Origin of the sequence: Pseudomonas sp. W15Feb34 (assembly GCF_023127765.1) — a bacterium.
Classification (GTDB): domain Bacteria; phylum Pseudomonadota; class Gammaproteobacteria; order Pseudomonadales; family Pseudomonadaceae; genus Aquipseudomonas; species Aquipseudomonas synxantha_A.
This window is the reverse complement of the sequence record NZ_SPKN01000009.1, coordinates 157,613-182,873: the sequence shown is the minus strand read 5'-3', so window position 1 is coordinate 182,873 and position 25,261 is coordinate 157,613. Positions and strand designations below refer to the sequence as shown.

Here is a 25,261-nt window from a genome sequence, read left to right as displayed (position 1 = left end):
ACGTCGTAGGACAGCAGAGGCATCACTCTGGGAAATGGCACTTGCTGTGCGTGGGATCAGTGATGTCTTCCTGGCCATGGCCAGCGGGAGGGTTGCTGTTGATAACTACAAACAAGGATCGGGATCGTCATGCGCCATACCACTGTTCTATCCGCGATGTTTGCCACCAGCCTGCTGGCCGTGGCCACGATGGGCCAGGCCGCCGAAAAGAAGAGCCTGGTGTTCTGCTCCGAAGGCAGCCCGGCAGGGTTTGACACTGCGCAATACACCACGGCCACCGACAACGATGCGGCAGAGCCTTTGTACAATCGCCTGGTTGAATTCGAAAAAGGCGCGACCGACGTAGTACCTGGGCTGGCGACCAAATGGGATATTTCGCCAGATGGCCTGACCTACACCTTCCACCTGCGTGAGGGGGTGAAGTTCCACAGCAACAAGGAATTCAAGCCGACGCGCGACTTCAACGCCGACGACGTGCTGTTCACCTTCAACCGCATGCTTGACCCCGAGCATCCATTCCGCAAGGCCTACCCTACCGAGTTTCCGTACTTCAACGGGATGAGCCTGAACAAGAATATCGCCAAGGTCGAAAAAACCGACCCGCACACGGTGGTGATGACCTTGAACACGGTCGATGCCGCGTTCGTACAGAACATCGCCATGAGTTTCGCTGCAATCCTGTCCGCCGAATACGCCGAGCAGTTGCTCAAGCAAGGCAAGCCCAGCGACATCAACCAGAAGCCGATCGGCACTGGCCCATTTGTGTTCCAGCGTTACCAGAAAGACTCGCAGATACGTTACGTGGGCAACAAACAGTACTGGGACCCGAGCCGCGTCAAGCTGGACCAACTGATCTTCGCCATCAACACCGACGCCTCGGTACGGGTGCAGAAGCTCAAGGCCGGCGAATGCCAGGTCACCCTGCATCCGCGCCCCGCCGATGTAGACGCGCTGAAGGCCGACCCGAACCTGCAACTGCTGACCAAGCCTGGCTTCAACCTCGGCTACATCGCCTACAACGTGCGCCACAAGCCGTTCGACCAGCTTGAAGTGCGCCAGGCGCTGGACATGGCGGTGAACAAGCAGAGCATCCTCAACGCTGTGTACCAGGGCGCAGGGCAACTGGCGGTCAACGCCATGCCGCCGACACAGTGGTCCTACGACGACAGCATCAAGGACGCCGCCTACAACCCGGAAAAAGCCAAGGAGCTGCTCAAGGCCGCCGGCGTCAAGGAAGGCACCGAGATCACCCTGTGGGCGATGCCGGTACAACGTCCGTACAACCCCAACGCCAAGCTGATGGCCGAGATGCTGCAGAACGATTGGGCCAAGATCGGCCTGAAAGTCAAAATCGTCAGCTACGAATGGGGCGAGTACATCAAGCGCACCAAGAACGGTGAGCATGATGTCAGCCTGATTGGCTGGACCGGCGACAACGGTGATCCGGACAACTGGTTGGGCACCCTCTACAGCTGCGACGCCATCGGCGGGAACAACTACTCCATGTGGTGTGACCCGGCGTACGACAAGCTGATCAAGCAAGCCAAGGTCGTGACCGACCGCGAACAAAGGACTGTTCTATACAAACAGGCGCAGCAACTGCTCAAGCAGCAGGTGCCGATCACGCCAGTCGCCCACTCGACGGTCAACCAGCCGTTAAGCGCCAAAGTCGAAGGTTTCAAGGTGAGCCCCTTCGGCCGCAACGTGTTCTCGGGCGTCAGCATTACCCCATAAGAAAATAACCGGATTGCGGGGAGCGAAGTTCGCTTCCCGGCAAACGCGCAGGCTTTTGTTGGGAAATTTCCTACGCCAAACGTTTGCACAGGCTTGAACGAGTTCCACACCCAATAGCCGGTTCACCTAAAAAGACCGGCATTAAAAAAGAGAACCAAAGGAGCTTCACCCATGAAACTGAGCAGCAAAGCGCTTCTGGCCTTGGCCATCAGCAGCATCACGGCGACCGCGTACGCTGAAACGCAAAGCCAGGACTTCGTTCCTACCACCCTGGCCGGCACCAGCGCCCAAAGCGAGGCCAAAGGCTTTATCGAAGATTTCAGCCTGGGCGGCACCACGCGTAACTGGTACTCCCATGAAAGCAAATACCGTGGGGGCACCTTCTCGTACCAGAAGCACGGCCAGACCCTGACCGATCGCAACCGTACCAACTGGGTGCAAGGCACCATCCTCAACGCCAGCTCGGGTTTCACCCAAGGCACCGTTGGGGTCAAGACTGAAGTGGCGGTGTACAACGCCCTGGTGCTGGACCGCAGCAAGCGTGATATCAAAGGCGGCTCCAACCGTACACTGGCCGACTCCAACGGCGACGCCGTCGACCAGTGGAGCAAACTGGGCCTGGCCAACGTGCAGTTCCGTGTGTCCAACACCACACTGACCGCCGGTCGCCAGAACTTCAGCAGCGGCATCGTCGACACCATCGGCAACCGTGCTCTGCCTTCGAGCTTCCAGGGCGTGAGCTTCAACAGCGAAGAGTTCAGCAACCTGTCGTTTCAGGGCGGCGTGTTCGACCGCGTTTCGCCACGTAGCGAGCAGAGCCTGTCGAAATTCCGTACCGAATACGGTAACGGTGCAGAAACCGACAAAGTGTCGACCCTGGGTGTGAACTACCAGCCGCTGAAAAGCCTGAAGACCAGCTTCTTCGCCGCCAACGTGAAGGACTTCTGGAACCAGTACTACTTCGGCGCCACCCACGAGCTGGGCGACGCGCAGCAGTTGGGCCTGACCACCGGTTTCAACTACTACAAAACCGTCGATGAAGGCAAAAAAGAGATGGGGGAAATCGACAACGATACCTTCTCCCTTTCTCTGGGCCTGACCCACCAGGCACACAGCCTGACCTTCGCTTACCAGCAAGTGAACGGTAACGAGTACTTCGACTACCTGCACGAAACCAACGGCATCTACCTGGCCAACTCCCTGACCTCGGACTTCAACGGCCCGAACGAGAAGTCCTTCCAGATCGCCTACGCCATCAACATGGCCGAATACGGCGTACCGGGCCTGAAGTTCAACGCCTACTCGGCGCGCGGCTGGGATATCGACGGCACCCACTACACCGGCAACGGTGGTCGGGCCAAGTTCGCCTACGACGGCATCCAGTCCCAGGACGGCGAGAAGCACCAGGAATACGGTATCGGCGCTTCCTACGCGGTCCAGAGCGGCCCGCTCAAGGCCACCGCGATTCGTGCCACCTACGTTGAACACCGTGGCAGCGAGTTCCAATCCGACGGCAGCATCAAAGAGTTCCGTCTGGTCACCACTATCCCATTCAACATCCTTTAATTAGCGCCAGGCAGACGGCGGGCTCAGGACGAGCTCGCCGTCTACGCTTTTCTGGTTCCATCGATTGCAGAGGGCTCTGAATGAAAATGCTCCCGCTACAAGCCGCCATGGCTGCCGCGCTGTTGAGCGTGGCGATCGGCGTTTCGGCCAAACCGCTGGTGGTGTGCACCGAAGCCAGCCCGGAAGGTTTCGACCCGGTCCTGTACACCACCGCCGTGACCGCCGATGCCGCCGCTGAAACCATGTTCAACCGTCTGGTGGACTTCAAGCCCGGTACTACCGAGGTGGTCCCTGCGCTGGCTAAAGACCTGCCGGAAATCAGCGCCGATGGCCTGACCTACACCTTCCACCTGCGTGACGACATCAAGTTTCACACCACCGACTATTTCAAACCCACGCGCAACCTGAACGCCGACGACGTGCTTTGGAGCTTCCAGCGCCAGCTGGACCCGAATCATCCGTGGCATAAAAAGTCCAACGTGGGCTATCCGTACTTCGAAAGCATGGGCTTCAAGGAACTGCTCAAGAGCGTAGAGAAGACCGACGATCACACCGTCGTATTTACCCTGACTCGTCCTGAAGCTCCATTCTTGGCCGACCTGGCCATGGCGTTTTCCTCGATCCACTCCGCTGAATACGCCGACCAATTGCTCAAGTCCGGCAAGACCGATGACCTGAACGCCAAGCCGATCGGCACCGGGCCGTTCATCTTCACGCGTTACCAGAAAGATGCCCAGGTACGTTTCAAGGCCAACCCGGACTACTTCCGCGGCAAGCCGCCGGCCGACCCACTGATCCTGGCGATCACCGTCGACAACAACGTGCGCCTGCAGAAGCTCAAGGCCAACGAGTGCCAGATCGCGCTGTACCCCAAGCCTGATGACGTGCCGAGCGTCAAGGCCGACCCAAACCTGAAAGTCGATGAGCTGGCGGCCATGACCACCAGCTACACCGCGATGAATACCACTCACAAGTACATGAGCGATGCACGGGTACGTCACGCGATCAACATTGCGTTCGACAAAGCCGGCTACACCGACGCCCTGTACGGCAAAGGCAACGCGGTGGTGGGCACCGGCCCGTATCCACCGACCTTGCTGGGCTTCAATGACAAAATCAAGAACCCGCCCCGCGATCTGGACAAGGCCCGCGCCCTGCTCAAGGAAGCCGGCGTGCCGGAAGGCACCGAGTTCACCCTGTTCACCCGCAACGGCGGCGGCCCGACCAACCCCAACCCGATGCTCGGCGCCCAGCGCATGCAGGCGGATCTGGCCCAGATCGGCCTGAAGGTCAATATCAAGGTCATGGAATGGGGCGAAATGCTCAAGCGCGCCAAAGCCGGAGAGCACGACATGGTTTCTGCCGGTTGGGCCGGGGATAACGGTGACCCGGATAACTTCCTCACCCCAAACCTGAGTTGCGATGCAGCGAAAAACGGCGAAAACTACGCCCGCTGGTGTAACAAAGAGTTTCAAGACTTGATCGACAAGGCCCGCGCCGACGCTGAACCCGCCGAACGCGCTGCACTCTATGAACAAGCTTTGGCCGTTTTCGAGAAGGACCAACCGTGGATCCCCATGGCCTACCCGAAAATGTTTACCGCCATGCGCAAGAACGTCGAGGGTTATACCCAAAGCCCTCTGACTACCAATAACTTCGCCACCACCCAGGTGAAGTAATAAGAAAAACGCTCGGCACCGTCGACATTGACGGTGCCGAACCTGCCTAACCGGCTGATTGAGGTATACACCAAGATGTTTAGTTTTATTGCCCGCCGATTGGGGTTATTGATCCCCACGTTCTTCGGCATCACGTTGCTGACTTTTGCGTTGATTCGCATGATTCCAGGCGACCCCGTAGAAGTCATGATGGGCGAGCGGCGGGTTGACCCCGAAATGCACGCCCAGGCAATGGAGCGCCTTGGCCTTAACAAGCCGCTGTACGCGCAATACCTGGATTACGTCGGCAAGCTCGCCCAGGGCGATCTTGGCGAATCACTGCGCACCCGCACCAGCGTGTGGACCGAGTTCACCGCCCTTTTCCCGGCGACCCTGGAACTGTCCATGGCCGCCCTGTTGTTCGCCGGTATCCTGGGCCTGTTGGCCGGGGTGATCGCGGCACTCAAACGAGGATCCCTGTTCGACCATGGGGTGATGGGCATCTCCCTGGCGGGCTATTCGATGCCGATCTTCTGGTGGGGCCTGATCCTGATCATGTTCTTCTCGGTGAGCCTGGGCTGGACCCCGGTTTCCGGGCGTATCGACCTGCTCTACGACATCGAGCCGCGCACCGGTTTCATGTTGATCGACACCCTGCTGGCCGACGAGCCGGACGCGTTCTGGGACGCCCTGCACCACCTGATCCTGCCGGCTATCGTGCTGGGTACTATCCCGCTGGCGGTGATCGCACGGATGACCCGCTCATCGATGCTTGAAGTACTGCGCGAGGACTACATCCGCACCGCCAAGGCCAAGGGCCTGTCGCCGGCGCGCGTGGTATTCGTGCACGGCCTGCGCAACGCGCTGATCCCGGTACTGACCGTGGTCGGCCTGCAAGTCGGCACGCTGCTGGCCGGTGCGGTACTGACCGAAACCATCTTCTCGTGGCCCGGCATCGGCAAATGGCTGATCGAAGCCATTGGCGCGCGGGACTACCCGGTGGTGCAAAACGGCATTCTGCTGATCGCCTGCCTGGTGATCCTGGTGAACTTCGTGGTGGATATCCTCTACGGCTTCGCCAACCCACGCATCCGTCACCAGCGCTGAGATCATGACCATGACTACCTCTACTCCAGTGTCAGCAGTCGATCAGAGCCTGCTGTACCCGTCCCCGTACAAAGAATTCTGGCAAGCCTTCTCCAAGAACAAGGGCGCGGTTGCCGGCCTGCTGTTCATGTTGCTGATCGTGTTCTGCGCGATCTTCGCCCCCTGGGTTGCGCCGCATAACCCCAGCGAGCAATACCGCGACTTCCTGCTGACCCCACCGGCGTGGCTGGAGGGCGGGCAGATGCAGTTCCTGCTCGGCACCGACGAACTGGGCCGTGACTTGCTCTCGCGCCTGATCCAGGGTTCGCGCCTGTCGTTGCTGATCGGCTTGTCATCGGTGGTGATGTCGCTGATCCCGGGCATCCTGCTGGGCCTGTTCGCCGGGTTCTTCCCGCGCTTGCTCGGCCCGACCATCATGCGCCTGATGGACATCATGCTGGCCCTGCCATCGCTGCTGCTGGCCGTTGCCATTGTCGCCATCCTCGGCCCTGGCCTGATCAACACCGTGATCGCCATCGCCATCGTGTCGCTGCCGTCTTATGTGCGCCTGACGCGCGCCGCGGTGATGGGCGAACTGAACCGCGACTACGTGACCGCCGCCCGCCTCGCGGGTGCCGGCCTGCCACGCCTGATGTTCATCACCGTGCTGCCTAACTGCATGGCACCGCTGATCGTCCAGGCCACCCTGAGCTTCTCCTCGGCGATTCTCGATGCCGCGGCCCTGGGCTTCCTCGGCCTTGGCGTACAACCGCCAACCCCTGAGTGGGGCACCATGCTGGCTTCGGCCCGTGACTACATCGAACGCGCCTGGTGGGTCGTGAGCCTGCCTGGCTTGACCATTTTGCTCAGCGTGCTGGCAATCAACTTGATGGGTGACGGCCTGCGCGATGCGCTGGACCCGAAACTCAAGAACGCCGCCTGAGGAGATTCCCATGTCACTGTTAGAAATCAAGAATCTCAACGTCCGCTTCGGCGACAAGACCGCCGTACCAGTGGTCGATGGCCTCGACCTGTCGGTCGACAAAGGCGAAGTACTGGCGATCGTTGGCGAGTCGGGCTCGGGTAAATCCGTGACCATGATGGCGCTGATGGGCCTGATCGAGCATCCCGGCATCGTTACCGCCGATGCGCTGAACTTCGACGGCAAGGACATGCTCAAGCTGAGCAACCGCCAGCGCCGCCAGATCGTCGGCAAAGACCTGGCGATGGTGTTCCAGGACCCGATGACCGCGCTGAACCCCAGCTACACCGTGGGTTTCCAGATCGAAGAAGTGCTGCGCCTGCATTTGAAAATGTCCGGCAGGCAAGCGCGCAAGCGGGCTATCGAACTGCTGGAAAAAGTCGAGATCCCAGGCGCCGCCAGCCGTATGGATGCCTACCCGCACCAATTGTCCGGCGGTATGAGCCAACGTGTTGCGATCGCCATGGCGATTGCCGGCGAGCCCAAGTTGCTGATCGCCGATGAACCGACCACTGCGTTGGACGTGACCATCCAGGCGCAGATCATGGAACTGCTGCTGGCCCTGCAAAAAGAGCAGAACATGGGCCTGGTGCTGATCACTCACGACCTCGCGGTAGTGGCTGAAACCGCCCAGCGCGTATGCGTGATGTACGCAGGCCAAGCGGTGGAAGTCGGCCAGGTGCCGCAACTGTTCGACATTCCGGCGCACCCGTACAGCGAAGCGCTGCTCAAGGCGATCCCGGAGCACAGCCTCGGCGCCACGCGCCTGGCCACGCTGCCGGGCATCGTTCCCGGCCGCTATGACCGTCCGCAGGGCTGCTTGCTGTCACCGCGCTGCCCGTATGTCCAGGACTCCTGCCGCGCCCAGCGTCCAAGCCTTGATCCGAAAAGCAACAGCCTCGCCCGCTGCTTCTACCCGCTGAACCAGGAGGTGGCGTAATGGCCGTCGTACTTACCGCCCGCGACCTCACCCGTCACTATGAAGTGTCCCGTGGCCTGTTCAAGGGCCACGCCACCGTGCGTGCTCTCAATGGCGTGTCCTTTGAGCTGGAAGCCGGCAAGACCCTCGCGGTTGTGGGCGAGTCGGGTTGCGGCAAATCCACCCTGGCCCGTGCCCTGACGCTGATTGAAGAGCCCTCGTCGGGCTCGTTGAAAATCGCCGGGCAAGAAGTGGCCGGTGCCGACAAGGCCCAGCGCAAGCAATTGCGTAAAGACGTGCAGATGGTTTTCCAAAGCCCGTATGCGTCGTTGAACCCACGCCAGAAAGTCGGTGATCAACTGGCGGAGCCGTTGCTGATCAACACCAACCTGTCCGCCGCCGAGCGCCGCGAAAAAGTCCAGGCGATGATGAAGCAAGTGGGCCTGCGCCCTGAGCATTATCAGCGCTACCCGCACATGTTCTCCGGTGGTCAGCGCCAACGTATCGCACTGGCTCGGGCGATGATGCTGCAACCCAAAGTGTTGGTGGCAGACGAACCGACCTCGGCGCTGGACGTGTCGATCCAGGCCCAGGTGCTCAACCTGTTCATGGATTTGCAGCAGGAATTCAACACCGCCTACGTGTTCATCTCCCACAACCTGGCGGTGGTGCAACACGTCGCCGACGACGTGATGGTGATGTACCTCGGCCGCCCGGTGGAAGTAGGCCCCAAGGAAGACATCTACGCCCGCCCGCTGCACCCGTACACGCAGGCGCTGCTGTCGGCCACACCGACCATTCACCCGGACCCGAACAAGCCGAAGATCAAAATCGTCGGCGAACTGCCTAACCCGCTGAACCCGCCACCTGGCTGCGCGTTCCACAAGCGCTGCCCGTATGCGACCGAGCGCTGCAGCAGCGAGGAGCCGCTGTTGCGACCATTGGATAATCGGCAGGTGGCTTGCCACTACGCAGAGCAATTCGTGGCCTGACGCCTCCCTTGTAGGAACTGCAGCTTCAATGAGTTCCATCGCCCTTCCCGCCAGATTGCGCATCAGTCTGGCCGGAGGGGCTTTTTTTTGCGCGTTTGTAGCAAAGAAAATACAGATGGACCTGCGCCTTTCAATGCCTCCGGCCTTGAAAACATTGCGCCAGAGCCCTCTGGAAAGTGTATAGATTGTAAATGAAATTTACTTTTGTTTGAGAATCAATACCATCACGACGCAAAGAGGGCGCTGGATACTGGCTGCCAAGCCACGGTTGGCTACGCGAAAAATTCAGACGCCTCTCGTTCAATCGCCCCTCGTAAAGGACTTTGTGGACATGTCGTCTCAATTCAGGCTCAGCCATCTATCGCTGGCGTTTATCGCTACCCTCTCGTCTCCCGCGCTGCTGGCGGAGAGTGTGGAAAAAGAGCGCGATAAAGTGCCGATCCAGGCAACGGACCTGCCTGTAGATGGCACCTCCCAAGCCTTGGTGTTGGGCGAGACGCGTGTTTTGGGGACCGCTGCCGAAGAACTCAAGCAAGCACCCGGCGTGTCGATCATCACCGCCGAAGACATCAAGAAGCGCCCACCCAGCAACGACCTGTCGGAGATCATCCGCCGCGAGCCAGGCGTCAACCTGACCGGCAATAGTTCCAGCGGCAGCCGCGGCAATAACCGTCAGATCGACCTGCGCGGCATGGGCCCGGAAAACACCCTGATCCTGATCGATGGCAAGCCCTCCACCTCACGCAACGCCGTGCGTTATGGCTGGAGCGGTGACCGTGATACCCGTGGCGAAACCAACTGGGTGCCGGCCGAAGAAGTCGAGCGCATTGAAATCCTGCGCGGCCCGGCCGCCGCTCGTTATGGCTCCGGGGCCATGGGCGGGGTGATCAACATCATCACCAAACGCCCGACCGATCAATTGCACGGTTCGCTGACCGCCTACACCGCCTTCCCCGAAAACGATGCCGAAGGCGCGAGCAAGCGCACCAACTTCAACCTCAGCGGCCCGTTGACCGACACTCTGGCATTCCGCGTCTATGGCGGCCTGAACAAGACCGACGCCGATGACGCCGACATCAACCGCGCAGCTCAAGCGACGCCTGATTCTTTGGTCGCTGGCCGCGAGGGCGTGCGCAATAAAGACGTCAATGGCTTGCTGAGCTGGCAATTCACCCCCGAGCAAACACTCGACCTGGAAGCCAGCTACAGCCGCCAGGGTAATATTTTTGCCGGCGACACCATGCTCAACGGCGGTGGCGCATTCGTTGAAAGCCTGGTGGGCAAGGAAACCAGTGTGATTCAACGCAGCAGCTTCTCTGCAACCCACCGTGGTGAATTTGACTGGGGCTCGACCCTGGCCTCGCTGACCCACGACCTGACCCGCAATGAGCGTCTCAACGAAGGCCTGGCCGGATCCGGCGAGGGCGCGCCTTCGGCCAGCGCCGGGCGTTTCGAATCACGCCTGCGTAACACCCGGGCCACCGCCGAGGTCAACCTGCCCCTGAGCTTCGGTGCCGAACAAGTCCTGACCCTGGGCAGCGAATACCTCTACGAGTCGATGAACGATCCAGGCTCGTTGCGCCCGCAAACTTATGACCCGGGCACCGGCGGCGTCCCCGCCATCCCCGGCGTCAGCCGCAACAGCACCAAGACCACCGCCTCGAGCTACGCCTTGTTTGCCGAGAACAACATCGAGTTGGGCAGCAAAACCGTGATCACGCCTGGCTTGCGCTTCGACGATCATGAGGAATACGGCGGCAACTGGAGCCCCAGCTTCAATGCCTCGCACCAGTTGACCGACGAACTGAGCATCAAGGGCGGCATTGCCCGCGCCTACAAAACCCCCAACCTGTACCAGTCCAACCCGAACTATTTGCTCTACAGCCGTGGTAATGGCTGCAACGCCAGCGAAGCCAACATGGGCGGATGCTACCTGGTGGGCAACCGGGACCTGAAGCCGGAAATCAGCGTCAACAAGGAAATCGGCCTGGCTTTCGACAAGGGCACCTGGCGCACCAGTGCGACGTACTTCCGTAATGACTACAAGAACAAGATCAACGCCAGTAACGAGGCGGCTTTCCGTCTGGGCAACGGCCGACGTGTATTGGAGTGGGAAAACAGCGGCCCCGCCTTGGTGCAGGGCGTTGAAGGCAACCTGTTCGTCAGCCTGCGCGATGACTTGGACTTGAACACCAACCTGACTTATATGATCGACTCCAAGGACAAAGACACCGGCGAGCCCTTGAGCATCATCCCCAAGTACACCGTCAACACCACGCTGGATTGGCAAGCCACCGATAAGTTGTCCTTCCAGGTCAGCGGCACCTATTACGGCAAGCAGCAAGCGCCTAAGCTCAACTCACGCAGCGCCAGCAGTTACGATCGCAGCGCCCAGCAGGACGTCGACCCGTATGGGTTGATGGGCTTGAGCAGCGGCTACGAGTTCAGCAAAAACCTGAGCGTACGGGTGGGCATCAACAACCTGCTGGACAAGCGCCTGTCGCGCAAAGGCAACGCCGAGGATGCGGGTGCGCAGACTTACAATGAGCCGGGCCGGGCTTACTTCGCGTCGGTGACCACTTCGTTCTGATCGGGCCGTTGTAAGTTCATAACGTACTCCGCCCGGCTAGCCGGGCGGGTTTGTATCTGGCCGGGACTAGGTCTGGCTATCGCCTTCATCATCCGGATCGTCGCTAGTGGTGGCGTCATTATCGTCCTTGCTGCCGCCCTGATACTGGTCACCGGGCGGGACTTCAACTTGGTGGTAGGGCAGAAGCACAACATCACTGTAGGTGGTGATAGGGAGCAGAGAATTCTGGGTGTGCGGACAAGTGTGGCGGTAGTGGCCCAGAGTCGAGTTCCTCCTAAGACTTGGATAGGATCTGAGGACGTGAATGTATTGGAATACACTATGCGATTTGCTTGACTTAGTCGGCTTGATGAATTTCAAACTTGCCATCCATACGCATGGATCAACACGACTGCCGAGCAATGAGGTTTTTCTCGCCAGTTCTACCGTTTCGTCCGAATTCAAAAAAAACAAAGTCTATACGTTTTTGAGGTTCGATTGCGATAGCCACGTTCAAGGGCTCCTTAAGTCGCTCTATGTGACAAGGAGACTGAGCGACATTATAAGTAACTCATAACAAAAGTAATCTCCGTATTTGCGGTTCCGGCTTTGATTTCTCCATCTCCCCCTGTCTTCTTAAAGTATCGTGCAAACATAGGGATTTCGAAACTCCCCCCGCCACTTGAGTAATCGTTGAATACATGTGTCAGGTTGAGATTTATTGGCTGCTCGCTACTGTCCATTATTTGCAATGCAATGCCTTTGGCAGTTGAGGTGGAGTTTAGGCTAATAATTCCTGAGGTTGGATCTATGGCAGGAGCTGTTGATGTTGCAATCAATTTGTAATTTACTTTTTTGATGCCAACTGGACAGTCGTTGAGTTTTATGTTGAAGCGCTTCGATGCAGTGTATGGAGCATTGTAAAAAAACTGACTCAAGTCTTGGCTTCCCATGTCCACAATTACATCGGGTGTTTCGCATGAAGGTACTACTATAGACATTCCGCTGGTTTCGATTATAAACGGAAAAATTGTTCCAAATTCGAACGCACCGATTGCTCCGGCAGGTATTAGAGCATTGCTTTTTATTGCTCCTATTTTTACAAATCTTAACGCGACAGCTGTGTCTTTGAACGAGTATCGGCTAGGTCGGCCACTATTATTGTTTGCCACTCCATAATGTGGGTATCCATTATAAATCCATTGCCAACCAATTCCTGTATCCCCAATAGGCTGTATTGTCCCGGCCACGTCCTGGCCCAAGTAATTCTTGATCCCCTCCAAATGAAAATCGCTGCAATTGAAAACGCCCACCTCAGCATTTGTAACTTGCACGCTCTCATATATAACTGTGCCGTTAGCTGCATCTCTAGGTATCGATACACTTGTGGGCAGCACGATGTTTCGCGTAACAGCAGAGTCGCCTGTTTCGTACTCGCATACTGCTGCAACTGCATTGGCCGTCGTGCAAAAGATAAAAAATAGCAATAATAGCTTAATGACTTTCATAGTGCCTAGCTTCTTGAAGGAAGACTGAGTTTAATTGTGGAACCTGACTTTGAAGTCGCTTCTATATGTTTCGAAATCGGACGCGGGCAGGTTGAGCTACGTCTGCGGCATAGAGATAGGTGAACACCCAGCGAGCGCTATTAAACATAGGGAGTGCAAAATATTAAACGCGTGCCTTTTCATGTGCTAACTTCGCTTTGACAGTTGGACCCCAATATTAACAGAGGGGAATGAAATGGAATGAATTATAATTATATTGTGTTTTTGGTGGAGGGCAAAATAAGACGATTCTTAATGTGTTTCACTAGATACTGTCAGTTGGAGGGGGCACGCATTATTTTTTTTTGTAACTCGCGCCCTTCAGTGCTAGGTCAACTGTCATCATCATGCTGTGCTCTCGACTTCAACCAGAAGCCCATCGTCATGATGCGTCCCAATACCAGCGTTGAAAAAGTGTACCTCTATCCAAAACCGGTCGACTGTCGAAAACCCATCGACGGCTTGGCAGCCCTTGTCGAACTGGATATCAAGGTGGCGGTGTCTGACCCCGTGCTTTTCGTGCTTTTCGTTTTTCTAAATCGCCACCGCAATCGGGTCAAGGTGTTGTATTGGGAGCGCAACAGTTTCTGTCTTTGGCTAAAGCGCCTGGAGTCCGAACGTTTCAAAACCTCGCCCGACATTACTGACGAAGCTATTGTCCTGAGCGTCCAGGAACTGAACTGGCTCCACGAGCCGGAAAGCGAGCCACTGTCGGCTGATCTGGCGCATATCGAAGTCATCCACGACTTGCCAGAGCACGATCTGACCTGCGCTTGTGGTTGCTGCGAACATGTCATTGGCGAAGAAACCAGCGAGCAGTTGAACATCTTGCCGATGCAGATCCACGTGATCAAACATGTGCGCAAGGTCTACGGCTGCCGCGGTTGTGAAAGAGCCCCGATCACCGCAGACAAGCCTGCGCAGTCAATCGAAAAGAGCATGGCCAGCCCAAGCGTACTGGCATGCTGCTGACCACCAAGTATGTCGATGGCTTGCCGCTGCATCGTTTTGAAACGGTGCAGAGCCGACACGGTATCGAGATCCCCCGGCAAACGTTGGCACGCTGGATTATCCAGTGCAGCGAACACTTCCAGCCGTTGCTGAACCTGATTGCGCTCACGCCCAACGGGCCATACCAGCCCCCCAATAAAAAGGGCGAAGCCATCACAGCTTCGCCCTTGGGTGTACCGCTCTAGCTTTAATGATGCTCACGGGTCGCGCGGAATTTCACATCCGGCCAGCGCTCTTCCATCAACGCCAGGTTGACCCGGGTCGGCGCCAGGTAGGTCAGGTGACCACCGCCGTCGACCGCGAGGTTTTCCACCGCCTTGTTGGAGAACTCTTCCAGCTTCTTCTTATCGCTGCACTCGATCCAGCGCGCCGAATACACGGTGATCGGCTCGTAGGAGCACTCCACTTTGTATTCCTCCTTCAAGCGACTGGCGACCACGTCGAACTGCAGCACACCCACGGCGCCGAGGATGATGTCGTTGCTGCGCTCGGGGAAGAACACCTGGGTGGCACCTTCTTCGGCCAATTGCTGCAAGCCTTGGCGCAGTTGCTTGGACTTGAGCGGGTCGCGCAGGCGCACGCGGCGGAACAGTTCCGGGGCGAAGTGCGGGATACCGGTAAAGCCCAGCGCTTCGCCTTCGGTGAAGGTGTCGCCGATCTGGATGGTGCCGTGGTTATGCAAACCGATGATGTCGCCGGCGTAGGCTTCTTCGAGCTGTTCACGCTCGGAGGAGAAGAACGTCAGGGCGTCGCCGATGCGTACGTCCTTGCCGGTGCGCACATGGCGCATCTTCATGCCTTTTTCGTATTTGCCGGAGCAGATGCGCATGAAGGCGATACGGTCGCGGTGCTTAGGGTCCATGTTCGCCTGGATCTTGAACACGAAGCCGGTGAATTTCTCTTCAACCGGTTCCACGGTGCGCTCGTTGGCGACACGCGCCAGCGGGCGCGGGGCCCAGTCCACTACCGCGTCGAGCACGTGGTCGACGCCGAAGTTGCCCAAGGCGGTACCGAAGAACACCGGGGTCAACTGGCCGTCGAGGAACTCCTGCTGGTTGAACTCATGGCAGGCGCCCTGCACCAGTTCCAGCTGGTCGACGAAACGGTCGTACTCGTCACCCAGATGGGCGCGGGCTTCGTCGGAGTCGAGCTTTTCGATGATCTTGGTTTCGGTACGTTCGTGACCATGGCCGGCGGTGTAGACAATGATGTAGTCGTCGGCCAGGTGGTACACGCCCTTGAAGTCGCGATAGCAACCAATCGGCCAGGTAATCGGCGCGGCCTTGATCTTCAGGACGGCTTCGATTTCATCCAGCAACTCGATCGGGTCGCGGATATCACGGTCGAGTTTGTTGATGAAGCTGACGATCGGCGTGTCACGCAGGCGGCAAACGTCCATCAGCGCAATGGTACGTGGCTCAACGCCCTTACCGCCGTCGAGGACCATCAATGCCGAGTCCACTGCCGTCAGGGTGCGGTAGGTATCTTCGGAGAAGTCTTCGTGGCCCGGGGTGTCGAGCAGGTTGACCATGTGGTCGCGATACGGGAACTGCATGACCGACGTGGTAATGGAAATACCCCGTTGTTTTTCCATTTCCATCCAGTCGGAGGTGGCATGGCGGTCGGATTTGCGCGATTTCACCGTGCCGGCTACCGCGATCGCCTTGCCCATCAGCAACAGCTTTTCGGTGATGGTGGTTTTACCGGCATCGGGGTGGGAAATAATGGCGAAAGTGCGGCGTTTCGCGACTTCGGCGGCCTGGTGGGTCATGGGAAATCGCCTGGCAGGTGAGTCAAAAAAGGGCGGCGAGTATAGCGCAAACGCGAGGGTACAGACCACCGTTGAGCCCATTGGGGGTGGCTAAATGCGCCCAAGTGTGGAACCTTTTAAAAGGTCGAGACGTCCACTCCCCTGCTACCGCACTCGGAACAGGGGCTGAAATATCAGCAAGTTAGCCTGACGAGGCTGCGCTCATGGCTTGATCGCATACTGCATTGCCAGTATCGGCGAGCTGCTTTTCGCGAACCTATTCGCCGACAGCCAGGAATGGCATTGCCGCCGGAGAATGTGTTCGCCGACAAAAGAAAAAAAGGAGTCCGCCTGTGGCTATTCGCTATGGCAAAGGGCTGATAGGAGGCGCGGTTGTCGTCGCGCTCCTGGCCCTGCTGGTCCACTGGATCGGCATCAACACGATCGAACTGTACCGCGACGATTTGTTGTTTTACCTGCAAGCTCACCTGATTCTTGTCCTAGTCTCCATGCTGGCAGCCCTGATTGTGGGCATCCCCGCTGGTATCCTGCTCAGCCGACCCAACATGGTCGGGCGTGCAGAACGTTTCATGCAGATCTTCAACATCGGCAACACCGTCCCTCCCCTGGCTGTACTGGCCATCGCCCTCGGCGTCCTCGGCATCGGCAGCGGCCCGGCCATCTTCGCGCTGTTTCTCGCCTCCCTCCTGCCCATCGTGCGTAACACCTACGAAGGCTTGAAAAACGTCCAGGGTTCCCTCAAGGAAGCCGCCACCGGCATCGGCATGACGCCGCGCCAGGTGCTGTTTCGCGTGGAACTGCCCAACGCCGTGCCGATCATCATCGGCGGTGTACGTGTGGCCCTGGCGATCAACGTCGGCACCGCGCCACTGGCGTTCCTGATTGGTGCCAACAGCCTGGGCAGCCTGATCTTCCCCGGCATTGCCCTGAACAACCAGCCGCAACTGCTGCTCGGCGCTGCATGCACCGCGCTGCTGGCATTGCTGCTTGACGGCCTGGTGACCATGGCCAGCCGCCTCTGGCTGGAACGCGGGTTGCGCCCGTCTTAACGCCAGGAAAGGAATCGACATGAAAAAACTAAGCTTGATATTAGGCTGCGTCCTGCTGTTTGCAGGTATTACGCAAGCCGCTGAAAAACCGGTGATTCGCATTGGCGCCCGGGTGTTCACCGAGCAGACCCTGCTCGCCGAAATCACCTCCCAGTACCTGCGCACCAAGGGTTACGACGCCCGTGTAACGGGTGGCCTGGGCAGCAACCTGGCACGCAGTGCCCAGGAAAGCGGGCAACTGGATCTGATCTGGGAATACACCGGCGTATCGCTGGTGGCCTATAACCACATCGACGAGAAGCTCGACAGCGAACAGTCCTACGCCCGGGTGAAAGAACTCGACGCGAAAAAAGGCTTGGTCTGGCTCTCGCCGTCGAAATTCAGCAACACCTACGCGCTGGCACTGCCGGAAAACGTGGCCAAGGAATTTCCGCAGATCAACAGCATCAGCGACCTGACCAAAGCCCTGGCCGAGGACACCAAGGAAAACCGCCTGGTGGCCCTGGACACCGAGTTCGCCAACCGTTCCGACGGCATGGGCGGCATGGTCAAGCTGTATGACATGAACCTCACGCGCAAAAACACCCGGCAGATGGACGCTGGCCTGGTCTACACCGCCCTGCGTAATGGCCAGGTGTTTGCCGGTCTGGTCTACACCACCGATGGCCGCCTGAACGCGTTCAAATTGAAGCTGCTGGCCGACGACAAGCATTACTTCCCGGACTACACCGCAGCTCCGGTGATCCGTCAGGAATATCTCGACCAGCATCCTCAATTGGCCGCAGAGCTCAAGCCCTTGGCCGAGCTGTTCGACGACGCAACCATGCGCGAGCTGAATGCGCGGGTCGACGTCGACCACGAAAGCCCGTCCGCTGTCGCCGCCGATTTCCTGCGCCAACATCCGATCAACTAAGAAGGAGAAGACATGGAATTTTTGAACGCCTTTTCCCATCTTGATTGGGCCCAAGTCCTGCACCTGACCTGGCAGCACATCACCCTGGTCGGCATCGCCGTGATCCTCGCGATCTTTATCGGCGTGCCCCTGGGTATTCTGATGACGCGCTTCCCAACCCTCGCAGGTCCCTTGCAAGCCAGCGCCACGGTGTTGCTGACCGTGCCATCCATTGCGCTGTTCGGGCTGCTGTTGCCGTTCTACTCCAAGTTCGGCCAGGGCCTGGGGCCGATGCCGGCGATCACCGCCGTGTTCCTGTACTCCCTGCTGCCAATCATGCGTAACACCTACCTGGCCCTCACCGGCGTTGAGCCAGGCATTCGCGAGGCCGCCAAAGGCATCGGCATGACCTTCGGCCAGCGCCTGCGCATGGTCGAACTGCCGATTGCCGTGCCGGTGATCCTCGCTGGCGTGCGCACCGCCGTCGTGATGAATATCGGTGTGATGACCATCGCCGCCACCATCGGTGCCGGTGGCCTGGGTGTACTTATTCTGGCTTCCATCAGCCGCAGCGATATGTCGATGCTGATTGTCGGCGCCGTGCTGGTCAGTCTCCTGGCCATCTTCGCCGACCTGCTTCTGCAATGGCTGCAACGCTCGCTGACTCCAAAAGGATTGCTCAAATGATCGAACTTCAAAACCTGTCCAAGACTTTTCAAAGCAACGGCAAGACTGTCACCGCCGTCAACGATGTAAGCCTGACCGTCAACGAAGGCGAGATTTGCGTATTCCTGGGGCCCTCGGGCTGCGGCAAGAGCACCACGCTAAAGATGATCAATCGCCTGATCAAACCCACCTCGGGCAAGATCCTGATCAACGGCGAAGACACCACCGACCTTGACGAGGTGACCCTGCGTCGCAACATCGGCTACGTGATCCAGCAGATCGGCCTGTTCCCCAACATGACCATCGAGGAAAACATCGTGGTCGTGCCCAAGCTGCTCGGTTGGGACAAGCAAAAATGCCACGACCGCGCCCGCGAACTGATGAGCATGATCAAGCTGGAACCCAAGCAGTACCTGCATCGCTACCCACGTGAGCTGTCCGGTGGCCAGCAACAGCGTATCGGCGTGATCCGTGCGCTGGCGGCCGATGCGCCGCTGTTGCTGATGGATGAGCCGTTCGGCGCGGTTGACCCGATCAACCGCGAGATGATCCAGAACGAGTTCTTCGAGATGCAGCGCGCGCTGAACAAGACCGTGATCATGGTCAGCCACGACATCGACGAAGCCATCAAGCTGGGTGACAAGATCGCCATCTTCCGTGCCGGCAAGCTGCTGCAGATCGACCACCCGGACACGCTGCTGGCGCACCCGGCCGATGAGTTCGTGAGCAACTTCGTGGGTCAGGACAGCACGCTCAAGCGCCTGCTGCTGGTAAAAGCCGAAGACGCAGCGGACAACGCTCCGTCGGTGAGCCCGGAAACACCGGTGGCCGATGCGCTGGAGCTGATGGACGAGCACGACCGCCGCTACGTGGTGGTCACCTGTGCCGAGAACAAGGCACTGGGGTATGTGCGCCGTCGCGACTTACACCGTCAGACCGGTACCTGCGGCCAGTACCTGCGCGAGTTCAACGCCACCGCTGCCTATGACGAACACTTGCGCATCCTGCTGTCGCGCATGTATGAGTTCAACCGCTCGTGGTTGCCGGTGATGGATGCCGAGCGGGTGTTCCTGGGTGAAGTGACTCAGGAGTCGATTGCCGAGTACCTGAGCTCTGGCAAGTCCCGTGGGGGCAAGACCAGTATTGTCTCGCCGGCCGAGACCGCCCTGGCCTGACCTGATACAACAGGGATAAAAATGTGGGAGGGGGCTTGCTCCCGATAGCGGTGAATCAGTGACTGAGAAGTGACTGACACACCGCTATCGGGAGCAAGCCCCCTCCCACATTTGCCCCTCGGTGAGTCAGGGAAATGTCCTCAATTCCCATTCAGCGGGGAACATCAATCCGTCACACCGGTCGGTTACATAAGTAGCTGGACTGGGTCCCGCGACGAACGCGTGCAAAAACGCGACATTTTTAGTTGATCCCACGCCCATCAAGCCCTAAAGTTCGCGCCGAACGTCCATGCTGGAAACGATCCATCCGGCTCAAGTACTGACGACGAGACAGCAAGGCCAAGGGAAGCTTATCCCGTGGCCTTTTTGCTTTCGGCGACATGCCTTGGGAAGTAGGCGAACCAAAGTGGGGATACGGAGGACGTTCATTTGCACCCATTGATCAATACAGTTTGCCCTTAGGAGTTCCCCAGCATGTCGATCAACGTCGAAGATTATTTCGCGCGCGCCACCTTTGACAAAATGAAGGCGTTCGCCGACAAGCAAGAAACCCCATTCGTGGTGATCGACACCGCGATGATCAGCCAGGCCTACGATGACCTGCGCGCCGGTTTCGAATTCGCCAAAGTGTATTACGCCGTCAAGGCCAACCCGGCCGTCGAGATCATCGACCTGTTGAAAGACAAGGGTTCGAGCTTCGACATCGCCTCGATCTACGAGCTGGACAAGGTCATGGACCGCGGCGTCAGCGCCGACCGTATCAGCTACGGCAACACCATCAAGAAATCCAAGGACATCCGCTACTTCTACGAGAAGGGCGTGCGCCTGTTCTCCACCGACTCCGAAGCCGACCTGCGCAACATCGCCAAGGCCGCGCCGGGCTCGAAAGTGTATGTGCGCATCCTCACCGAAGGCTCGACCACGGCCGACTGGCCTTTGTCGCGCAAATTCGGCTGCCAGACCGACATGGCCATGGACCTGCTGATCCTCGCCCGCGACCTGGGCCTGGTGCCTTACGGCATCTCGTTCCACGTTGGCTCGCAACAGCGCGACATCAGCGTGTGGGACGCGGCCATCGCCAAGGTCAAGGTGATCTTCGAGCGTTTGAAAGAAGAAGACGGCATCGAACTGAAGCTGATCAACATGGGCGGCGGCTTCCCGGCCAACTACATCACCCGCACCAACAGCCTGGAAACCTACGCCGAAGAAATCATCCGCTTCCTCAAGGAAGACTTCGGCGACGACCTGCCGGAAATCATCCTGGAGCCAGGCCGTTCGCTGATCGCCAACGCCGGTATCCTGGTGAGCGAAGTGGTGCTGGTGGCCCGTAAGTCGCGTACCGCCGTCGAGCGTTGGGTGTACACGGATGTGGGCAAGTTCTCCGGCCTGATCGAAACCATGGACGAAGCCATCAAGTTTCCGATCTGGACCGAGAAGAAAGGCGAGATGGAAGAAGTGGTCATTGCCGGCCCAACCTGCGACAGCGCCGACATCATGTACGAGAACTACAAGTACGGCCTACCGCTGAACCTGGCGATTGGTGATCGTTTGTACTGGCTGTCGACCGGTGCGTACACCACCAGCTACAGCGCGATTGAGTTCAATGGGTTCCCACCGTTGAAATCGTTCTACGTGTAAGAACGCCGCATATAAAAAACCCATGACAAGTCATGGGTTTTTTTGGCTTCAGGAAAAGGTCGCGGCACGCTGTTGATAGGCATTGGCCATGGCGCGAATCTGCGGCTCATTGGCCAGCGCCAGCGCCTTGTGCGCCGTTCGCAGGAATTTGAGATTCCCATGCGCCAACGCCTTGCGCAGCCACTCCAGCGCAGCGTCGATTTGGCCTCTGTGCGCCAGCACCGCCGCATAACTGAACTGCCCCCGAAAATCCCCGGCTTCGGCGGAGCGCCGGTACCATTCAACGGCTGCCTCAAGATCCTTGGGGCAATACTGCCCATCTTCCAGATAACGCCCCAACAGATTCATCGACTTGGCGTGGCCCTGCTCTGCCGCCTGGCGATAAAGCGTCAGCGCCTGGGCCTGGTCTTGCACAACGCCACGGCCGGTCGCCAGCAGGTTGGCGTAGTTGTACTGGCCCCAATCCAGGCCGGTCTCTGCTGCCAGCCGGTATTGCCGCGCAGCTGCCGCTTCATCGACGGCGCAACCCCAACCATGCTCCAGGCAACGCCCGGCCATATTGCGCGCCATCACGTGCCCGCCCTGCGCCGCAATCTGGAACCAGCGCAGCGCCAGCGCTTCATCGCGTGCAATACCGCGCCCTTCCAGCAGGATCTGCCCGAGCAACGCCTGGGCATCGACCACGCCTTCCTTGGCTGCGATCAGGATCGCCTGGGCGACGCGCACCGGGGAATCATCAAGCATGGACTGCAATTGCTCGACGTTGAGCACTTCCTGGCGACGCAATAAAAAGCCCATCTCAGACCTCGACCCAGCGGCGCAGGAGGTTGTGATAGGTGCCGGTGAGCTGGATCAGCGCCGGGTGCTCGGGCACGTCGCGGCTCAGTTGCTGGATGGCGTCGTCCATTTCGAACAGCAAGGTGCGCTGGCTGTCTTCGCGCACCAGGCTTTGGGTCCAGAAGAACGAGGCATAGCGAGCACCACGGGTCACGGCGTTGACTTTATGCAGGCTGGAGCCGGGGTACAGCACCAGATCGCCGGCGGGGAGCTTGACCCGTTGCAGGCCGAAGGTGTCCTGGATCTCCAGTTCGCCGCCGTCGTACTCGTCGGGATCGCTGAAGAACAGCGTGGACGACAGGTCGGTGCGCACGCGCTCGTGGCTGCCTTTGGGCTGGCGCACCGCATTGTCGATATGGAAGTCAAAACTGCCACCTGCGGTATAGCAGTTGATCAGCGGCGGGAAGACCTTGTGCGGCAGCGCCGCCGACATGAACAGCGGGTTGCTCCACAACCGCTCCAGCATGGCTGCGCCGATTTCCTTGGCCAATGGGTGGCCTTCGGGCAATTGCAGGTTGTGCTTGGCTTTGGCGGACTGATGCCCGGCAGTGATTTTGCCATCGGCCCATTCGGCCTCTTCCAGGGCTTGGCGAATGCGCAGCACCTCCTCGCGAGAGAACAGGCCGGGAATGTGCAGCAACATGAGGCAATACCTGCGATCAGAGAGGCGCCAATGGTATTGATTCTTATCCGCCCTGTAAAACCCGGGGACGAACGAGAACGCAAAATCCGTAACGAAAAAGTGTAAAGAATGTAAATTCGATGCGAATAGCAATATCTCTCAATTGATACAAAGTCTTGTTGGCCCTATATTCCGCGGCCTCACATCCTTGGGGAAGGGACACGTCATGTCGCGCACTACGCTAATAACAACCGCCAGTTCACCACGTATGCTGGCCTCGGCCATCGGCGTTGCCCTCAGCGCCAGCTCTGCCGCCCACCTGGCGCAGGCAGCAGAAAACACCGAGCAAAAAGGCGAGCGCAACCCTATCTCCCTCGGCGCCACCAACATTACCGGCCAGGACCAAGACAACACCTCCTATCAGGTGGAAAAAGCCTCGTCGCAGAAATACACCGCGCCGCTGGTGGACACACCGCGTTCGGTCACCGTGGTGCCGCAACAAGTACTCAAGGACACTGCCGCCACGTCGTTGCAGGACGCCTTGCGCACCGTACCGGGCATTACCTTCGGCGCCGGTGAAGGCGGCAACCCCCAAGGCGATCGCCCGTTCATTCGTGGTTTTGATGCCCAAGGCGACACTTACCTGGACGGCGTGCGCGACACCGGCGGCCAGAGCCGCGAGATCTTCGATATCGAGTCCATCGAAGTCAGCAAGGGCCCGAACTCCTCGTTCGGCGGCCGTGGTTCGGCCGGTGGTAGCCTCAACCTGGTGAGCAAAACCCCACAAGCACGTGACTTCACCAACGGCGGCTTTACCTACGGCTCCGACCAGACCCGCCGCTACGTGCTCGACGTGAACCGCCAGTTCCTCGACGACAGCGCCGCCTTCCGCCTGAACCTGATGAGCCACGAACAAAACGTGGCAGGCCGCGATGCGGTGAACTACGACCGCTGGGGTGTAGCCCCGTCGCTGACGTTTGGCCTGGGCACGCCGACCCGCGTCAACCTCAGCTATTACCATATGGAAAGCGATGACCTGCCGGATTCGGGGATTCCGTATGGCTATGGTTCCTCGACCGCCACCGCCCACGCGCACGACAAACCCAACGACGGCGGCGACAGCAACAATTTCTACGGTTTGAAAAGCCGCGACTTCCGCAAGACCCGTGCCGACATCAGCACGTTCTCCATCGAGCACGACCTGAACGACAACATGACGCTGAAAAATACCCTGCGCCATGGCAGCACCGGCCAGGACTATGTGCTGACACAACCGGACGACAGCAAACTCAACGTCAACAAGTTCGGCACCGTATGGCGTCGTGCCAATAGCCGTGTTTCCACGACCACCACAACCACCAACCAGACCGACCTGTTTGGCAGCTTCCAGGCGCTGGGCTTCAAGCACAGCTACTCCACCGGCCTGGAGTTCACCGGGGAAGAGACCCGTGTCAGCGGCTATACCGTCAGCCCCAACGCCAACCCGGTGTGCAACCCGGCCAAGGGCAGCCTGGGCGGCCAGTGCACCTCACTGAGCAACCCGAACCCGGACGACGCCTGGAACGGCAGCGTTGCGCGCAACTACATGGGCACCAACACCAAGGCCACCAGCCGCGCCGCCTATGTGTTCGACACCATCGAGCTTGATCCGAAATGGCTGCTGAACGTGGGCCTGCGTTACGACACCTTCGATACCGAGGCCAACAGCAACGCCGTGGCCGGACGCTCCAAGATCAAGGACGACAGCCAGTTCTTCAACTGGCAGGCCGGCCTGGTGTGGAAGCCGCTGGAGAACGGCAGCATCTACGCTTCCTACGCGACCTCGGCCACGCCTGCCGGTGGCCTGATCGGCGAAGGCTCCGACGGCAACCCACTGTCAGCCGGTGCCGCCACCAGCGACTTGCAGCCCGAAGAAACCGTCAACTATGAACTGGGCACCAAGTGGGACCTGTTCCACGATCGCCTGTCTCTGACCGCAGCTATCTTCCGCACCGAGAAGAAAAACACCCGCATCCTGGTGGACGCTCTCACCTACCAGAACGCCGGTGAATCTCAGGTCGACGGCATCGAGTTGTCCGCCAGCGGCAAGATCACAGATAAATGGCAGTTGTTTGCGGGCTACAGCTACCTGGACAGCGAGCTGGTCAAATCCGGCCTGAACGGGCGTAACGGTGTAGTGAGTGCCGGCTCCAACAAAGGCAACCAGATGCCCAACACGCCGAAGAACTCCTTCAGCCTGTGGACCACCTACGACCTCACCCCCAAGCTGACAGTCGGCGGCGGCGCGTTCTACGTCGATGAGGTTTACGGCGATGCAGGCAACACCGTGTACGTACCCTCCTACACTCGCTACGACGCCATGGCCAGCTACAAGCTGACCAAGAACGTCGACCTGCAATTGAACGTGCAGAACCTGACCGACAAGACCTACTACGACAAGGCCTACTCGGCGCACTTCGCCAACCAGGCGGCCGGTCGTACCGCCCTGTTGACCACCAGCTTCCACTTCTAAACGCAGTCAATGCTCGACCCAAGGCCCCACGCATC

General features: G+C 58.8%; 18 protein-coding genes and 2 pseudogenes. 16 read left to right on the top strand and 4 right to left on the bottom strand.

Translation table 11 applies throughout. From position 1 onward, the window contains the following. The first annotated feature begins 129 nt into the window (after positions 1-129). The 8 genes from E4O97_RS04835 (at position 130) to E4O97_RS04800 (ending at position 11,527) form a co-directional block, all read left to right on the top strand. A complete protein-coding gene (locus tag E4O97_RS04835; RefSeq protein ID WP_032877813.1) occupies positions 130-1,734 on the top strand; it encodes an ABC transporter substrate-binding protein in 1,605 nt (534 codons plus the stop codon). Positions 1,735-1,905: 171 nt separating this feature from the next. After that, positions 1,906-3,300, top strand: coding sequence for an OprD family outer membrane porin (locus E4O97_RS04830; protein ID WP_248160908.1), 1,395 nt, complete (start codon positions 1,906-1,908; stop codon positions 3,298-3,300). Between the two features lie 80 nt (positions 3,301-3,380). Continuing rightward, complete coding sequence (locus tag E4O97_RS04825) at positions 3,381-4,979, top strand: ABC transporter substrate-binding protein (protein WP_078820282.1); 1,599 nt, start codon at positions 3,381-3,383, stop codon at positions 4,977-4,979. A 75-nt stretch (positions 4,980-5,054) separates the two neighbouring features. Further along, positions 5,055-6,065, top strand: coding sequence for an ABC transporter permease subunit (locus E4O97_RS04820; RefSeq protein ID WP_003171721.1), 1,011 nt, complete (start codon positions 5,055-5,057; stop codon positions 6,063-6,065). Positions 6,066-6,075: 10 nt separating this feature from the next. Further along, positions 6,076-6,987, top strand: coding sequence for an ABC transporter permease subunit (locus tag E4O97_RS04815; protein WP_005784738.1), 912 nt, complete (start codon positions 6,076-6,078; stop codon positions 6,985-6,987). 10 nt (positions 6,988-6,997) lie between these two features. Beyond that, positions 6,998-7,966: an ABC transporter ATP-binding protein gene (locus E4O97_RS04810; RefSeq protein ID WP_057701629.1), complete on the top strand. Its 969-nt coding sequence runs from the start codon at positions 6,998-7,000 to the stop codon at positions 7,964-7,966. After that, positions 7,966-8,937 carry a peptide ABC transporter ATP-binding protein gene (locus E4O97_RS04805; protein WP_005784734.1) on the top strand — a complete coding sequence of 324 codons (972 nt, stop codon included), beginning with the start codon at positions 7,966-7,968 and terminating at the stop codon, positions 8,935-8,937. The genes E4O97_RS04810 and E4O97_RS04805 overlap by 1 nt, the downstream gene beginning before the upstream one ends. Before the next feature lie 331 nt (positions 8,938-9,268). Beyond that, positions 9,269-11,527, top strand: a complete 2,259-nt coding sequence (locus E4O97_RS04800; RefSeq protein WP_248160907.1) for a TonB-dependent siderophore receptor — start codon at positions 9,269-9,271, stop codon at positions 11,525-11,527. A gap of 539 nt (positions 11,528-12,066) precedes the next feature. Here the strand turns inward: E4O97_RS04800 and E4O97_RS04795 are convergent. Beyond that, a complete protein-coding gene (locus E4O97_RS04795) occupies positions 12,067-13,014 on the bottom strand; it encodes a fimbrial protein (RefSeq protein ID WP_248160906.1) in 948 nt (315 codons plus the stop codon). A gap of 240 nt (positions 13,015-13,254) precedes the next feature. Here E4O97_RS04795 and tnpB point away from each other — a divergent pair. Together tnpB and E4O97_RS04785 are read left to right on the top strand one after the other, a co-directional pair. Next, positions 13,255-13,734: pseudogene (gene tnpB / locus E4O97_RS27550) on the top strand (IS66 family insertion sequence element accessory protein TnpB); the annotation flags it as partial. Between the two features lie 21 nt (positions 13,735-13,755). Beyond that, positions 13,756-14,165 (top strand): annotated as a pseudogene (locus tag E4O97_RS04785) (transposase); the annotation flags it as partial. Positions 14,166-14,251: 86 nt separating this feature from the next. Here E4O97_RS04785 and E4O97_RS04780 read toward each other — a convergent pair. Beyond that, positions 14,252-15,835, bottom strand: a complete 1,584-nt coding sequence (locus E4O97_RS04780; RefSeq protein ID WP_005784726.1) for a peptide chain release factor 3 — start codon at positions 15,833-15,835, stop codon at positions 14,252-14,254. 332 nt (positions 15,836-16,167) lie between these two features. Here E4O97_RS04780 and E4O97_RS04775 point away from each other — a divergent pair, with 332 nt between their 5' ends. The 5 genes from E4O97_RS04775 to E4O97_RS04755 all read left to right on the top strand — a co-directional run bounded on the left by E4O97_RS04775 (position 16,168) and on the right by E4O97_RS04755 (position 21,255). After that, a complete protein-coding gene (locus E4O97_RS04775) occupies positions 16,168-16,884 on the top strand; it encodes an ABC transporter permease (RefSeq protein WP_004372306.1) in 717 nt (238 codons plus the stop codon). A gap of 19 nt (positions 16,885-16,903) precedes the next feature. Beyond that, on the top strand, positions 16,904-17,797 hold the full coding sequence (locus E4O97_RS04770) for a glycine betaine ABC transporter substrate-binding protein (RefSeq protein ID WP_248160905.1): 894 nt from the start codon (positions 16,904-16,906) through the stop codon (positions 17,795-17,797). A 12-nt stretch (positions 17,798-17,809) separates the two neighbouring features. After that, complete coding sequence (locus tag E4O97_RS04765; protein ID WP_005784720.1) at positions 17,810-18,463, top strand: ABC transporter permease; 654 nt, start codon at positions 17,810-17,812, stop codon at positions 18,461-18,463. Then, the gene (locus E4O97_RS04760) at positions 18,460-19,617 is read left to right on the top strand and encodes an ABC transporter ATP-binding protein (protein ID WP_003171711.1); all 1,158 of its coding nucleotides are present in this window, start codon (positions 18,460-18,462) and stop codon (positions 19,615-19,617) included. Before E4O97_RS04765 ends, E4O97_RS04760 begins: the two co-directional genes overlap by 4 nt. A gap of 474 nt (positions 19,618-20,091) precedes the next feature. Next, the gene (locus E4O97_RS04755) at positions 20,092-21,255 is read left to right on the top strand and encodes a type III PLP-dependent enzyme (protein ID WP_005784717.1); all 1,164 of its coding nucleotides are present in this window, start codon (positions 20,092-20,094) and stop codon (positions 21,253-21,255) included. Positions 21,256-21,303: 48 nt separating this feature from the next. Here E4O97_RS04755 and E4O97_RS04750 read toward each other — a convergent pair whose 3' ends face one another. Further along, complete coding sequence (locus E4O97_RS04750; protein ID WP_248131835.1) at positions 21,304-22,053, bottom strand: tetratricopeptide repeat protein; 750 nt, start codon at positions 22,051-22,053, stop codon at positions 21,304-21,306. 1 nt (position 22,054) lies between these two features. Continuing rightward, complete coding sequence (locus tag E4O97_RS04745; protein WP_248160904.1) at positions 22,055-22,735, bottom strand: Fe2+-dependent dioxygenase; 681 nt, start codon at positions 22,733-22,735, stop codon at positions 22,055-22,057. Positions 22,736-22,940: 205 nt separating this feature from the next. Between E4O97_RS04745 and E4O97_RS04740 the strand changes: the two genes are divergently transcribed. Further along, positions 22,941-25,226, top strand: coding sequence for a TonB-dependent siderophore receptor (locus tag E4O97_RS04740; RefSeq protein ID WP_032877822.1), 2,286 nt, complete (start codon positions 22,941-22,943; stop codon positions 25,224-25,226). Positions 25,227-25,261: the final 35 nt, after the last annotated feature.